The sequence below is a fragment of the Halalkalibaculum roseum genome (assembly GCF_011059145.1).
Taxonomy (GTDB): domain Bacteria; phylum Bacteroidota; class Rhodothermia; order Balneolales; family Balneolaceae; genus Halalkalibaculum; species Halalkalibaculum roseum.
In genome coordinates, this window is the sequence record NZ_JAALLT010000002.1 from 964,086 (window position 1) to 978,908 (window position 14,823).

Annotated in this window: 12 protein-coding genes; 3 read left to right on the forward strand and 9 right to left on the reverse strand. The window is 43.7% G+C overall.

All coding sequences use genetic code 11. The annotated features are described in order from the left end of the window. Positions 1 to 134 precede the first annotated feature (134 nt). Complete coding sequence (locus G3570_RS08430; RefSeq protein WP_249066822.1) at positions 135 to 1,103, forward strand: phosphoribosylaminoimidazolesuccinocarboxamide synthase; 969 nt, start codon at positions 135 to 137, stop codon at positions 1,101 to 1,103. A 65-nt stretch (positions 1,104 to 1,168) separates the two neighbouring features. Here the strand turns inward: G3570_RS08430 and G3570_RS08435 are convergent, their stop codons facing one another. The 3 genes from G3570_RS08435 to G3570_RS08445 all read right to left on the reverse strand — a co-directional run bounded on the left by G3570_RS08435 (position 1,169) and on the right by G3570_RS08445 (position 4,639). After that, complete coding sequence (locus G3570_RS08435) at positions 1,169 to 2,299, reverse strand: tRNA-queuosine alpha-mannosyltransferase domain-containing protein (protein WP_165141173.1); 1,131 nt, start codon at positions 2,297 to 2,299, stop codon at positions 1,169 to 1,171. 183 nt (positions 2,300 to 2,482) lie between these two features. Next, entirely contained in the window at positions 2,483 to 4,312 is a 1,830-nt protein-coding gene (gene mutL / locus G3570_RS08440) for a DNA mismatch repair endonuclease MutL (RefSeq protein ID WP_165141175.1), read from the reverse strand. 126 nt (positions 4,313 to 4,438) lie between these two features. Continuing rightward, positions 4,439 to 4,639 carry a hypothetical protein gene (locus G3570_RS08445; RefSeq protein WP_249066835.1) on the reverse strand — a complete coding sequence of 67 codons (201 nt, stop codon included), beginning with the start codon at positions 4,637 to 4,639 and terminating at the stop codon, positions 4,439 to 4,441. 236 nt (positions 4,640 to 4,875) lie between these two features. On the opposite strand from G3570_RS08445, the gene icd reads away from it, so the two are divergent. Beyond that, positions 4,876 to 6,123 (forward strand): NADP-dependent isocitrate dehydrogenase, encoded by a 1,248-nt coding sequence (icd, locus tag G3570_RS08450; protein WP_165141177.1) that lies wholly within the window; start codon positions 4,876 to 4,878, stop codon positions 6,121 to 6,123. A gap of 154 nt (positions 6,124 to 6,277) precedes the next feature. On the opposite strand, the gene G3570_RS08455 is transcribed toward icd, so the two are convergent. The 6 genes from G3570_RS08455 to uvrC form a co-directional block, all read right to left on the reverse strand. Beyond that, positions 6,278 to 6,844 carry a hypothetical protein gene (locus G3570_RS08455; protein ID WP_165141179.1) on the reverse strand — a complete coding sequence of 189 codons (567 nt, stop codon included), beginning with the start codon at positions 6,842 to 6,844 and terminating at the stop codon, positions 6,278 to 6,280. Between the two features lie 15 nt (positions 6,845 to 6,859). Beyond that, the gene (locus G3570_RS08460) at positions 6,860 to 8,398 is read right to left on the reverse strand and encodes a trypsin-like peptidase domain-containing protein (RefSeq protein ID WP_165141181.1); all 1,539 of its coding nucleotides are present in this window, start codon (positions 8,396 to 8,398) and stop codon (positions 6,860 to 6,862) included. A gap of 2 nt (positions 8,399 to 8,400) precedes the next feature. Next, positions 8,401 to 9,144, reverse strand: a complete 744-nt coding sequence (gene recO, locus G3570_RS08465; RefSeq protein WP_165141183.1) for a DNA repair protein RecO — start codon at positions 9,142 to 9,144, stop codon at positions 8,401 to 8,403. Positions 9,145 to 9,255: 111 nt separating this feature from the next. Continuing rightward, positions 9,256 to 9,849, reverse strand: coding sequence for a hypothetical protein (locus tag G3570_RS08470; protein WP_165141185.1), 594 nt, complete (start codon positions 9,847 to 9,849; stop codon positions 9,256 to 9,258). Beyond that, the gene (locus G3570_RS08475; RefSeq protein WP_165141187.1) at positions 9,836 to 10,480 is read right to left on the reverse strand and encodes an RNA polymerase sigma factor; all 645 of its coding nucleotides are present in this window, start codon (positions 10,478 to 10,480) and stop codon (positions 9,836 to 9,838) included. Before G3570_RS08475 ends, G3570_RS08470 begins: the two co-directional genes overlap by 14 nt. A 320-nt stretch (positions 10,481 to 10,800) precedes the next feature. After that, positions 10,801 to 12,654, reverse strand: coding sequence for an excinuclease ABC subunit UvrC (uvrC, locus tag G3570_RS08480; RefSeq protein WP_165141189.1), 1,854 nt, complete (start codon positions 12,652 to 12,654; stop codon positions 10,801 to 10,803). Positions 12,655 to 13,016: 362 nt separating this feature from the next. On the opposite strand from uvrC, the gene dnaB reads away from it, so the two are divergent. Next, positions 13,017 to 14,552 carry a replicative DNA helicase gene (gene dnaB / locus G3570_RS08485; RefSeq protein ID WP_165141191.1) on the forward strand — a complete coding sequence of 512 codons (1,536 nt, stop codon included), beginning with the start codon at positions 13,017 to 13,019 and terminating at the stop codon, positions 14,550 to 14,552. Positions 14,553 to 14,823 lie beyond the last annotated feature (271 nt).

Sequence of the window (14,823 nt, forward strand, 5' to 3'; positions counted from 1 at the left end):
TTGAATGTACTTATCCTGTATAATAGTTCCTCATTTTTATAAATTTGTCGAATTGTGATGAAACCTGAAACAAGATTTGATTAGTTCTTAAGTTTTCTGATTTTAATTCAACAATCATAAATCTACGCCAAACTTTGAGTTCAAAAACCGTACACACCGACTCCGCCCTTCGAAACTGCATTTTAAAAACCACAGCACCGGCCTTTGGTGAACCGTATCGCGGCAAAGTGCGTGAAGTGTATGAACTTGATGAGGAAACACTTGGGATTGTTGTCACAGATCGTATATCCGCATTTGATCATATTATGAAACAGGCCATCCCCTACAAAGGACAAATACTTAACAACCTGGCGGCTTTCTCATTTGACAAGGTTGATGATCTCGTTAATACCCACATCATTGATGTCCCCCATCCCAATGTGACCATTGCTAAAAAGTGTGACCCGGTACCGGTTGAAGTGGTAATTCGGGCTTGCCTTACCGGACATGCATGGCGTGTCTACAAATCCGGTAAAAGAGAGCTATGTGGGGTTAAACTACCGGACGGTATGGTAGAAAATGAACATTTTGAGGAGCCAATCCTGACCCCCGCCACAAAAGCCAAAGAGGGACATGATGAAGATATCTCCGAGAAAGAGATTCTGGACCGCGGAATTGTAGATGAGAAAATTTGGGCCGAGATAAGGGAGAAAGCTTTCAAGGTTTTTGAGCGAGGTAGAAAAGTGGCCAGTGAACAGGGTTTGATACTGGTCGATACTAAGTACGAGTTCGGTCTCTACAATGGAGAAGTCACTCTGATTGATGAAGTACATACCGCCGACTCCTCCCGTTATTTTTATTCGGATGGATATGAAGAGCGATTGGCAAAAGGAGAAAAGCAAAAACAGCTTTCAAAGGAGTTCCTGCGTGAGTGGCTCATGGATCACGATTTTCAGGGTCTTGAGGGGCAAACGCTACCCGATCTGCCTGATGAATTTCGCTGGGAGGTGTTTGACCGGTACGCTGAACTCTTTAAAGAACTGACCGGCAAGCAATTTGAACCCACCTCAACGGAAAACTTCGTCAAAGAACTTCCGCTCATCTTCGAAGCCTACACCCTATAAAACGGGTAAAAGAGTTTTAAAATTAGACAGTGAAAATCCGAACAATCTGCGTCATCTGTGTTCCATTAAAGTGCGGGCTTAATATCGATTCCCATAAAATCCTCAAACATCTCATCATACTTCTCAATTCTATTTTCCCAATCCAGGTGCTTATTTATCTTTTGTAGCGAACTCTTGGGAAGTGCCTTCGTCTCACCGGTCAGCAAATCCTTGAGATAATGAAACAGGTCATCTTCCGTATCATACAATACCGGGGCATGCAGTAAGGGCTTATGCAGGCTTTTGGGGATGAGCTCCGGGTAGTGCAGTCGGTTAGGTACCAAAGGATGACATCCACAGTATATAGCTTCCATAATGGCAACGCAGAAAAATTCGTAGGTTGCTGTAGAAACCACAATATCACCGCTGTGAAGCAACTTGCTGTAGTTTTCTTTGTTCTCGACATATCCGAAATGGGTGATATGCCTCCCGTAACGCTGCCAGGCTTTTTCAAACTCCTCAGGTTTCTCATGCTGTGTATCACCCGCAAGGATCAGGTCGAATTTTAGGTCGATATCATTTAGCCTATTTAGCACTCGGAAGAACATGGCCGGGTTCCGGTCAAATTGCCAGCGCTGGTTCCACACAATGACCGGGTGTTCATTTGAAGCGCGGGTATCGGGTTGGGCATCAAAACGTTTGAGATCCAGTCCGGGATAGAGCACCAGGCTCTTCTCAGCTATCTTGTCGATAGTGTAATAGTGTTTATCATCAGGATGATTCTCCAGGAATGGCGGAAGTGCTTTTAAAAAGTCATCCCGGTGAAACTCGGAAGAAAAAATCAGCTTATCTGCCGTCAATGCACTTAAATAGTTGATATAGCAATAGGTCATATCCCGCTCCTCACCTTCCGGCACGGGCTGCGTAAACTGGTTCTCGTGCATGTACATGATCTTGGGAACCTTGGCATACCGGGGATTGGTAAGTCCCAGAAACGCCGGCAGGTTCGTCATGCTGCTCACGAACAACAAATCAATCTCTTCTTCCACATCCTTGGCCATGCCTGCCAACGCTACGGAGTCCCCATGCATACGCCATTTCCATCCCTTATAACTCAGGTTGATCGGAATGATAGTATGCCGCGAATGTTCCTTGAGCCCCTTTATAAAGGCCTTATGAGAACCGCTATAATAAGGCTCAACCGCAAGAATGTTCATGGCAGAAGTTTTGATTTACTGAGGGACTGATTTACTGAGTTTGTCTTGTTTCTACTTTCTGTTTTTTTGTTTTTAACGTAATAAATCCAATACATAAATTTTAAGACAAAAATAATCTTTAAAACACCATTCCAGCCCTTCAATAACTCAGTAAATCAATCCCTCAATCCCTCAGTCCCTCCTTCACCTAAACCTTGCCTGTATCTCATCTAAAGGCATATAGACAATCGTGGCTTTTTTCATGGGATCAACATAGGGTTCCTTGCATGCAAACAGCTGGTCTACCAGGTTTTCCATTTCCATGTCGGTGAGTTTTTTACCTTTGGGAATAGCGGTTTTGGATGCAAAGGCTATGGCCAGTTTATGCCGTGCATCCAGTTCCAACTTGCCCTCAAGTTCCTGGTATTGATGCAGCATGGCTTTCAGAACCGACTGCTCGTCTCCGATATCGATGTCAGCCGGCACCCCGCTGATCATGACCGTGTTACCGCTCATCATCTGTACATTAAAACCCATGCGCTGAATAATCGGATGTAGCTCTTCAAGCAGGGAAAATTCGGTAGCAGAAAAATCGACAGTTTGAGCAAAAAGCAGCTGCTGAGTGCTGGGTAAACTCGATTCGGTTGCGGTAAGAGCCTTCTCATAAATAATGCGCTTATGAGCTGCCTGCTGGTCAATCATACAGAGACCGGATCGGGTTTGCGTGAGTATATACCGGTCATGAAGCTGCCAGAATCCGCGGTCGGTCATTCGCTCCGGACGGTTCTCAGAACGTTCTTCTCCTTTAAACTGATACTCAGAATCGTGTTGATATAAATTCCTGGCAACATCATCTCCGGATCCGCGGTGTGAACGATCGAAATTAATTCGGGATGGAAATTTTACAGGCGAGCTCGATGATGACTTATTGCTGGATCCGAAATTAAAATCAGATGAAAAGTCAGAACCGAATCCCGAAGAGCGCTCTTCCCCTTCCTGGTGCCTGACCTCCGGAACCAAGAACTGTTCGTTAAGTGCCTTTTTGACAACTGATTTGGTTAGTTTGATGATACTGCGTTCATCCTCAAATTTCACTTCCTCCTTGGCAGGATGTACGTTGACATCCACTTGCATTGGATCAATATCAATAAAGATGGCAAAAAACGGGTAATCATTTTCTCCGGTCCAGGTATCATAAATACTTAAAACAACATGCGTAAGATATCGGTGCTGGAAAGGTCGGTCATTCACGAAGAGAAACTGCTCGCCCCTGCTTCGTTTTGTCAATTTCGGATCAATAAGAATACCCCGAACAGTTACATAGCTGGTCTGCTCCTCAAACTTGATGAGGCTGGCCTTATAGCTCTTGCCGAACATATCAGCTATTCGGTCTTTAATAGGCTGCTCTCTGGGCAGATCATAGATCGTATCTGTGTCGGCAATGAGTTCAAAGCCGATATCCGGATTGGGAATGGCAGCCTGTTGCACGGTTTTTAAAATGTGTCGGAATTCGGTGGCATCGGTCTTCAGAAACTGCCGCCGTGCAGGTACATTGTAGAAGAGGTTTCTAATTGCAATGGATGTACCGTCATCTACTCCGGCGGGTTCAAATTTCTTCTCCTCACCGCCCCAGATCTCATAAATATAGCCTACTTCATCTTCCGGTCGTTTGGTCTTCAGGGTAACCTGAGATACCGATGCTATGGAAGCCATCGCTTCTCCTCGAAAACCCAACGTCCTTACCCGGAACAGATCATCGATATCCTGTATTTTTGAAGTGGCATGACGTTCAAAACAGGGCCTGATATCTTCCTCACCCATTCCGGAGCCATTATCAATAACCTGAATAAGAGTTCGCCCGGCATTTTGGATGATAATTTTAATATGATCCGCACCGGCATCTATAGCATTGTCGATCAGCTCCTTGACGACAGAACTGGGCCGCTGAATAACCTCACCTGCGGCAATTTTATTGGAAATTTCGGGAGGAAGCTGACGTATAATTGAGTTGCTGGTATCCGTATCCTTACTCAAGAGATAAACTAGTATTTTGAATTGTAATTACTGCTTAGGATGGAATAAAAATACTATAAATAGGCGAGCAATTTGAATCTAAATAAATATTATTTCAACAATAATAACAGCGATGAATATGCCTGTTCAGAGTACTGAAATGATGTAAACAACAAGACTGAGTCCCAAAGCATAAAGCAGAATGGATCTTCCCTGGTGAGTCTTTTTATAAGGTCGTTTTATTTTGATCCGTCTTCTTCGCCGCTCTTCTTTCTCCGGATCATGATAGCGAAACTGGTAATCAAATTTTTTTGGCTTCGGCCGGTGGCCAAACATCGGTTTAATCATAGCTGCACCTTTTTGAGTTGTTCCTGATATTGGTAGCTACAGTTGCAACGGTTTCAATGTAACTAAAATTTCCTAAAATGTGCAGTTTGAAATATTCAGGCTGTTTCACAGAGCAATATCTGTGGTTCTCTTTGTTTTCTCAGTGTAACTCTGTGGTAGACCCTTCATGCACCTCGGTATTTTTTTTGCTATACTTCAAGCCCGAAATTGCAACCGATAATATTAGAAGATAATCCATGAGCTACGATAAAATTACACCTCCTGATTCCGGAACTAAAATTGAGAAAATGTCCGATGGCTCTCTGAAAGTGGCCGACAACCCGATCATCCCATTTATTGAAGGCGACGGCATCGGCATGGACATTACACCTACCATGCGACACGTTCTCGATAGTGCCGTTGAAAAAGCATATGACGGCAAGAAACAGATTGAATGGTTCGAAATATATGCCGGTGAAAAAGCAGTAAAGTTTTATGGTGAAGACCACTGGCTCCCGGAAGATACTCTGAAGGCTATAGAAGAATATAAAGTAGCCATTAAAGGACCCCTGACAACACCGGTAGGTGGCGGAATCCGGTCACTGAATGTAGCTATTCGTCAGAAAATGGACCTCTATGCCTGTGTACGTCCGGTTCGCTATTTCGAGGGCACACCCAGTCCTGTGAAGCAACCCGAACTCACAGATATGGTCATCTTCAGGGAAAACACTGAAGATATCTATGCCGGTATTGAGTATCAGACCGGTACGCCGGAAAACAAAAAATTGAAAGACTTCCTGATTGATGAGATGGGAGTCACCAATATCCGTTTCCCTGAAAGTTCTTCACTGGGCATTAAGCCGGTCTCGGAAGAAGGCTCCAAGCGTTTGATCCGTTCGGCAATTAACTATGCCATCGAGCAGGATCGTGATAGCGTAACACTGGTTCACAAAGGCAACATCATGAAGTTTACCGAAGGCAGTTTCAAAAACTGGGGATACGAACTGGCCAAAGAAGAATTTGATGCTGAAGTAATTGGCGAAGGCCCATGGTGTAAACTGCCTAATGGCATAGTCATCAAGGACGTCATTGCCGATGCCTTCCTGCAGCAAATCCTCACCCGTCCCGATGAGTATGATGTTATTGCTACCCTCAACCTAAACGGTGATTATGTATCCGATGCCCTGGCAGCATGTGTTGGCGGTATTGGAATCGCCCCGGGTGCAAACATCAACTATGAAACAGGACTGGCAGTTTTTGAGGCAACCCATGGTACCGCCCCGAAGTACACCGGTCAGGACAAAGTCAATCCGGGTTCTTTGATACTTTCGGGTGTCATTATGCTACGTTATATGGGCTGGAATGAAGCAGCAAATCTCATTGAGAAAGGAATAGAAGCCTCCATCAGCAAGAAGCGTGTAACCTACGACTTCGAACGCTTAATGGAGGGCGCTACCCTGCTGAAATGCTCAGAATTCGGCGAGGAAATCGTCAAGAATATGTAATGACTACTATTAGCCTATACAAAGGTTTAGTGCACTTCAAAAGTGTACTAAACCTTACTTAGGCAAATCCTCTCTCTGTGAAACTCTGTGTATCCTTTGTGCAACTCTGTGGTATAACCTAATCAGCACAACTGAACGATTATCCTCAATAGACTTAAAACTGACTAAACGCCTCAGACTCCTTCATTGCATTCCAGGCTCTAGAATTTGCTGAAAATGCTTTATCCAGTTCCTCAATAAGCGACTCCTTTTCTACACTTACCTTAGAAAAAGCACGATAGCCTTCACCTTCTAAACATTCAACTTCTATCTCTTCGGTACTGGTTACCGAAGGAACTTCATTTTCTGCTTTACGAAGTGCAATAATAAATCTTGGACTGTCAAGACCTGAGTCACTCCCAAGCTCGACAACCGCATCGTTGCGGATGGTCTCAAGCCGGTTAGAAATTGCTGATTTAAGTTCAGATTGGGCCTGCGCTTTTGCTTTCTCAGCAGATGCCGAAGAGTCAGAATCGATGGCTGTGGCATATCCAAAGTAAGAAGTATCATCCGATTCAACTGCCCTGCTGGTTTTGTACCAGGACGGGTACTTGCTTTCGGCATTCGTTACGTTTGCCGAAGTATCCGAAGTAGTTGAAGTATTAGAGGTAGTAGAACAGGATATAAGTAGAGCTGAGAAACAAATTAACGTTAAAAATCTGACAGATTTATGGTCAAGCATCAATAATGATTTATTTTAATTCTTGTTAAGTTGGTAAAAGCCTTTTGCACCGTCATTAGTTTCAATGTGTAGTACAATGGAATTGGAACGGTTCAAACTTTGGCTGACAAGATCTTTTAAACTTTCCAGATCTTCAACTTTCTCATCATCTACTTTCTTTATGGTGTAACCCTCTTTCAATCCCTTCATAAATGCTTCGGATCCTCTTTCCACTTCGGAGATGATCAATTCAGTCGGTTCGTTTTCATCAGAAGAAGAGATTTCCATCACTTTGAATCCAAGATCGAAACTGAAGAAACGTACCTCACGATCACCAGATCCTGAATCGTCATCCTGATAGCGTTCGTATTCCGGATCCGATAGTTGATTTGTAGTATTCTGAGCTATTTCATTCTCCATAAGTTGAAGCTTTACCGACTTCGTGACGACTTCCCCTTCTCTCCAAATTTCCAATTCAACAACCTCTCCGGGCTGAAGAACGGCTATCTTCTCTTGCAATTCGTTTGCTTCATTTACCTCAATGCCATTCACACTGAGAATGACATCCTCGATCTTTAACCCGCTTTGATAAGCAGCTGCTCCTTCTCTCAGACTGGTGATCTCTACACCCTGTATTCTATTCATATCCAACTGGTCAGCTCTAAAGGCATCTACACTCTCGATAGTAACCCCAAGCAGTGCACGCCTAACTTCTCCATACTGAATCAGGTCACGCGCCACTTTGCTTGCCAGGTTCGAGGGAACGGCAAAACCATACCCCTGGTAATTTCCGCTCTGCGAAGCAATAGCTGTATTGATACCAATCAATTCCCCGCTGGTATTCACCAAAGCCCCGCCGCTGTTTCCGCGATTAATGGCTGCATCTGTTTGGATGAAGCTCTCTATGCGCATCTGATTATCAATAACCTGTACCTGACGACTCAATGCACTTACAATACCTGCAGTGACAGTAGATCGCAGCCGGAATGGATTCCCAATAGCCAATACCCATTCACCGACATCCACATTATCGGAATTTCCGATAATTATCGATGGAAGATTTTCGCCATCAATTTTTAAAACGGCCAAATCGGTAGTGGGATCGCTTCCGACCTGTCTTGCCCGGAACAAACGTTTATCATTTAAGACTACTCGTATACCTCCATTAACTGCACCATCGATAACATGATTATTGGTAAGAATGTATCCGTCTTTTGAAATCAATACACCGGAACCTACCGTTCGAGCCCTCCCCCCCATAAAGTCATCGAATAAATCACCGTCGTGATTGCCATCATCCGGCATATCCCTGCGTCCAACCGATACTTCTGTTTCGATATAAACCACAGTAGGTGTAATTTCTTCTGCTACCTGTTTGAAAAGAAATCTTGGATCGAGATTGCTTAATTCCTCATCGGTATAAAATGGCCGTTCACTCTTCTTTACCTCGGTAAACTTTACCTCTGCCTGATCGTTTATCCAATTGCCCTGCTGGTACATAGTTAATATGGTACCGACCAACACACCTATTAATATGAGCAGGATGCCTGTTAAATACCGGTCACGTTTTTTCATAATCAGTCCTGTAAAATTTGTTCAAATATCGCATCAGACTTTCGATCTCTAAGTCCTTCCACGTGATATTTGAGATAACGATCTAAGAGTCTTATCAGTTCGCGCAATTCGGATTTCTTAAATTCAATACCGAATACTTTTGAACCTTTTCCTTTTAAAGTCAAGCTTACGTATAAAACCTGATTTTGTGTCAACTTAAAAGTATTGGAACCTGTTCCGCTATTTTCAGAAATGAATCCGGATTCCATATCCAGATAATAGGGTCTATCAATCTGTTCTTTCGCAAGTTCCAGTCGTAATCCTAATCCCATCAATTGGGTTAAGCGAATTTGCACATAGGGAAATATCTTTCTTGGCGGCTGATCTGTTTCATCCAGCCATATCAAAAAGTTCTTCGCAAAATTGAAAAATGGCTTGTTGATTTCATTTTCATGAAGCAGTTGATTAAACAATTCGATGGCCGATGTGGCGGTGGCCATCTTTTCAAAATCCATACGTAATTTAAGCAGGTTTTCCATCAGGCTTGCTTCAGTCAGAATCTGTACCGATCGCGAGCTTTTGTGATAGTAAATAACATCCAGCAGCCTACCCGTTTCCATCAGTCCGGAAAACTTGTTTTTCGGTTTTTTGGCTCCCTTAACAATTACAGCGATTTTTCCGTGTTCCTCTGTAAAAAGCGTAACAATCTTGCTCGATTCCTGGTAATCGATAGCTTTGAATACAATGGCGGAAGTGTGGACAATCATTGCCTGTATGAATGATGCATATTATTAAGCATAATAACAGCTTTAGATGAGCAAAACCAAAAAAAGTGCGATCTGAGTGACCGCACTTTTAGAATATGAACTCCTTGTATACTACTGCTGTATTTGCGAGCCTGTCATTTGAATAGATCTGGACCCGGAATTATAGTAGAATGGATTAGACAACGGCTTAAGTTTGTCGGTACTTTTCTTCAGAATGGAGTCAAATTCGGTGGCGTCTCCATTGAACTGATCATGAAAATATAAAACGTTCTGACGGTCCACCCAAGGTTGAACACTGTTATCAGTGGCAGGTAGGATATTCATAGGTGCAGTCATTTCACTGGTGCGTAAATTATCCTGTGTGCCTTCATCTGATCCCGACTGCTGATATACCCACAAGCTTCCTACCGATACTCCCAAAATCAGTACGGCCGCAGCGGCATACCGCATCGGTTGATAAGAAAATATATTGGTTGACGTGCGCTTTTCGGCTTCTTCTGAAGCCTGCTGTATAATAGACTCCGTTAAATAAGAAGGAGGATCCTTTTCCGGAAGTTTATCGAGACGCTTTAATGTTTGTCTCAAGCTTTCAACCTCGATCAAGAGGTCGTCATCCTCCATCATCGCACGCTCCATAAGCACCTCTTCAGAAGGATCCATCTCCTTCATTAGATAGCGAATACAGGCGTTTTCATCGTTCAGCATATTTCTTCGATTCTTGTTCTTTTTCCTGGTCAAATAGTTTCCTAAGGTTTATTAACGCATAACGCATGCGTCCTAGTGCCGTATTTATAGAAACATTTGTTAATTCTGCGATTTCCTTAAAAGGCATCTCGTAATAATGCCGTAGCATCACTACTTGTCGTTGTTCTTCAGGAAGTTCGGCAATATGCTTCATTAAACTGCTTTTTGCCTCATCTTTTTCAAGCTGTTCCTGAGCATCGACCAAGTCCTCGTCAGGTAATCGATCATAGAAATCCGTATTTGATTCCTTGTCGTAGTTAGAACTAACGTCAACAAATCGTTTTTGTTTTCTAATATGATCGATTGTTGCATTATGTGCAATTCGCATCACCCAGGCTATCCATTTACCCTGTTCATTATAGGTATCATCCATCTTTGTGATTACCTTGGTAAAGGTCTCCTGGAAAATATCATCAGCTAAACCGGCACTGCCAATCATGCTGTAGATATAGGAATAGACCTTAGATTGGTGACGGTTCATCAGTTCACGGAAAGCCTGCTGGTCTCCGTTCTGGCGGTAGAACCGAACCAAATCCTTGTCCTCAAGTTGCTCGTATTTGGAGCTGATATGTTCAGATTTTTCGAGTTTCATAATATCCTCACGCCTGATTTAATAATTTTTTTAACCCGATGCAACTTTTGACAACTTTTTTTGCCGTTGTAGATGCTTTATCGTGCTATTCTTAAATAACAACAAAAAGCGTACCAGCAATCCAAAGTGTCATGTTCTCATCACGTCAAAAGGGGTATTTGTCACTCCCTGTACTATTGTAAAACTTTGATGACACATTGTATATCACATAATCATGTTACACCGATGTGACATCTTCAATACATACTACGTACTGAATCAGGCAGCAGATTGTTTCAGTATTGATAAGCTTTTACAACTTAGTACCTTAGTGGTCATAATTATTTTGAACTATTTTGAAAATAGTCGTAAACCGCTTCCCCTACTTTTTCACCGATTTCAGCCTGAATCTCCCCTTTATCAGCTTTTTTTACTTTTTTTACAGACCCAAAATGATTCAGAAGCTTCTGGGCCGTCTTCTCTCCCACTCCGCTGATTTCCGTCAGCTCCGTTTTCAGGGTTCTCTTAGATCGCGTTTCACGGTGAAAGTTGATGGCAAATCGATGGGCTTCGTCTCGTACCCGTTGAAGCAGTTTTAGCGCCGATGAGGTTTTGGGAATCATTACCGGGTCCTGCTTTCCGGGGATAAAAACCTCTTCCAGACGTTTTGCAAGTCCTACAATATCACACTCTCCATAAAACTCGATCTCTTTAAGAGCCTCAACAGCACTGCTCAACTGACCCTTTCCCCCGTCTACAACAATGAGATCCGGTATCTGCTGTTTTTCTTTTTGTACCCGCTTGTATCTTCGGCTCAGTACCTCCTTCATGGAAGCAAAATCATCCGGACCTTCAACGGTCTTGATATGGAAACGCTTGTACATGCTCTTTCGGGGTTTTGCATCCACAAAACAAACCATCGATGCCACCGGATCTGAACCCTGAATGTTCGAATTGTCAAAACATTCAATTCGCCTTGGCAGCCTGTCCAGTTTGAGATGCTCTTTCAACTCTTTGACCGCATGTGGAATACGTTCTCGCTCGGCTTTCATCTTCTCCAGTTTGCGCTCGCCCAGCTGCAGTTCGGCATTCGACTCCGCCATTCGTATCATTTGCGCTTTCTCCCCTATTTTGGGCTGGTGAATAGGTACTTTCTTCTCTCGCTGCTGCCACAGGTACTGAAGCAGTGGCTCATCGTTCACGAGTTCTTCACTCACATAAACTTCATCGGGAATGGCACCTGCAAACTGACCTGTGTAATAATCCTCGACGAATGACTGCAGCATCTCACTTTTCTCGAGGTGATCAATATTTTTCAAGAAACGGTGGAATTTTCCAATCAGCTTTCCTTCACGAATTTTGAAAAGTACACCGCATGCCTCCCCTATTTCCTCGTCTACTGAAATGGCAAATAGGTCACGATCAACCTTTTTGTCAGCTACCATCTTCATTTTCTGACTGTATCTCTTCACTGCTTGTAGGCTGTCGCGTAATCGGGCTGCCTGTTCAAACTCCAGGGCTTCCGAAGCCATCTCCATCTCCTCCTTTAGATCTCGAATGAGGGAATCGGTCCGCCCGTTCAACATTCGCTCCACTTTTTCAACAGTCGACTGGTATTCCTCCAACTCCCAGTCACCGGAACATTGCTCCAGGTACTCATCAAAACATGAGTGCCATTGCGGTGCACCTTTAGTTCGGTCAATATTCTTTCTGGAAACAGCGCAGGTACACAGGTTAAAGGCCTTGCGAATTGTTTCGAGCATCCGCTTCATATGCGTGACACTATCATAGGGACCATAATACTTGCTACCGTCGTTGATAACGGTACGGGTAGGAAATACACGTGGACGCTCATCATTAGTCACGCATATATAAGGATAGGATTTGTCGTCCCGGTACATGATATTGTACCGGGGATGATGCTTTTTTATAAGGTTGTTTTCCAGGATCAGAGCCTCGGCTTCCGAATCGGTAACGATCACCTCAAGGTCATCTATTTTAGAGACCATTACTTTAATGCGACCGTCATGTCCCCTCGAATCCTGAAAATATGATTGCACACGGTTCCGCAGCCGTTTGGCTTTGCCGATGTAGAGTAGTCTTCCACCATTATCTTTAAACATATAGACTCCCGGCGTGGTAGGAAGATTCTCCACTTTTTCCTGCACGTCAATTTCAGCAGATTCGGCACTCATTAGCTCAAAATAGTTTCAATTAATTACGCCAAGAATATGAGCATATCTGAACTCTGATTCAATCTTATGTAACTACTCAAACTTGGATTCATTGGTTTAAATAACTCTGTATCTCTCCGTGCTTCTCTGAGTAACTCCGTTTTATAGCAGAGAACGTAAGGTTTCAAAAAAGTATGCAAAAGGACGTGATGCTAAAAACACAAAAAACACCCAAATTTCCCTTCGTAATAAAGTGAGCTTTTGTTATACTTTAAATTCATTTCATGTTAGGAGAAACAGGCAATACCCCTTGGTCAACGGTTCCTGTTCGTTATCCCGCATACTACATAAGACGTGAAGGGCAATAAGATTTTCAGGTTATAATGGCAGCACAAAACGGCTCAAATTACCAGGACAAAAATAAAGACGGATCAAAAGTACTCGAGCAGCAGGGACGAGTACCTCCACAGGCTATTGAAGTGGAAGAAGCGGTACTTGGAGCTATGCTCATTGAACATGAGGCAGCCACTGTAGCGCTCCAAATGCTCTCATCTGATGATTTCTATAAAAATTCACACCGGCACATTTTTGAGGTGCTCCATGACTTGTATGAACGGGATAACCCTCTTGATCTGTTAACCGTAGAAAATGAACTTCGTGACAAAGATCTTCTCGAAACTTGCGGGGGTGCGGGCTACCTATCTGAGCTCACCCGTTCGGTAAGCTCTGCTGCCAATATTGATTACCATGCCCAGATTATTGCCGAAAAGGCAACCAAGCGAAACCTAATTCTTAGCTGCACGGAAATCATTCAGGAATCATACGACAGCTCCAGTGATCCATACGATGTGCTGGATCGCGCCGAGCAGAAAGTCTTTGACCTGGCTAATGCGAAGCACCGATCCCAAGCCAAACCAATCGGTGATGTGCTGAAAGACACCCTCTCCTACCTCGAAGATATGCGCGGCAAAGAAGGCGGTATCACCGGTGTACCTACTGGCCTAGCCATTGACGAAATGACGGCTGGTTGGCAAAATGGAGACATGATTGTAATTGCGGCCAGACCTTCTATGGGTAAAACAGCTTTTGTACTTACCACAGCACGTAATGCCGCACTGCATCAAGATCCGAAATTAAAAACCAAGGTGGCCATATTCAGCCTTGAGATGTCCGACCAATCTTTGGTCCAGAGACTTCTAACCATGGAAGGTCGCATAAACGCGCAGTCTGCTCGATCCGGGCGGTTGAAAGACGAGGAATTCAAGCGCCTTATTGATGCTGCCGGGCGTCTCTTTACCGCTGATATATTTATTGATGATACTCCGGGACTCAGCATCATGGAACTCCGAACCAAAGCCCGAAGGTTAAAAAGTGAGCATGATATCGGTCTGGTGGTTGTTGACTACCTTCAGCTGATGTCATCCAACAATCGCGATGCCGGTAACCGGGAACAGGAAATTGCAAGTATTTCCCGTGGCCTTAAAGCACTGGCCAAAGAACTGGATGTTCCCGTCATAGCCTTGTCGCAGCTCAGCCGTGCTGTTGAGACCAGAGGCGGCGATAAACGTCCCCAGTTGAGTGACTTACGTGAATCCGGTTCCATTGAGCAGGATGCCGACGTAGTCTGCTTTTTATATCGTCCGGAGTATTACGGAATTACCACCACCCCCGAAGGTGAATCCACAGCCGGACTGGCAGAAGTTATTGTTGGTAAGCAGCGTAACGGACCGGTTGGTTCCAAGAGATTGTACTTCGTTAAAGACTATGCCCGCTTTGAAAACCTGACTACGGCCAGTCCACAACCATTTGATGAGGCAAATGCCGGTGGTAGTAGCAATGAACAGCCTGATGGCGATTCCGGTCCCCCGCCCATGGGTCATAGTCCAGGTCCGGAAGACGAAGAAAATGCACCCTTTTAGCTTTACCACAAAGTTACACTAAGTTAGTAAAGTGACAAGAAGCTAATCTTTGTGTCACTTTGTGTAATAGCCCTCGATTTCATGGGATTCTATTGTTGGGATATTTTTAGAAACTCAAATATTAATTTTTTCTAACATTAGAATTTTTTATACTTGTATTAATATTTAGATAAAATGTAACAAATGGCATTCTGAGTAGTCATATTAGTAACTATGCAGATATAATTATTGAGTCATGTAGAATTGCATAGATAAGACCCGGAACCATTTG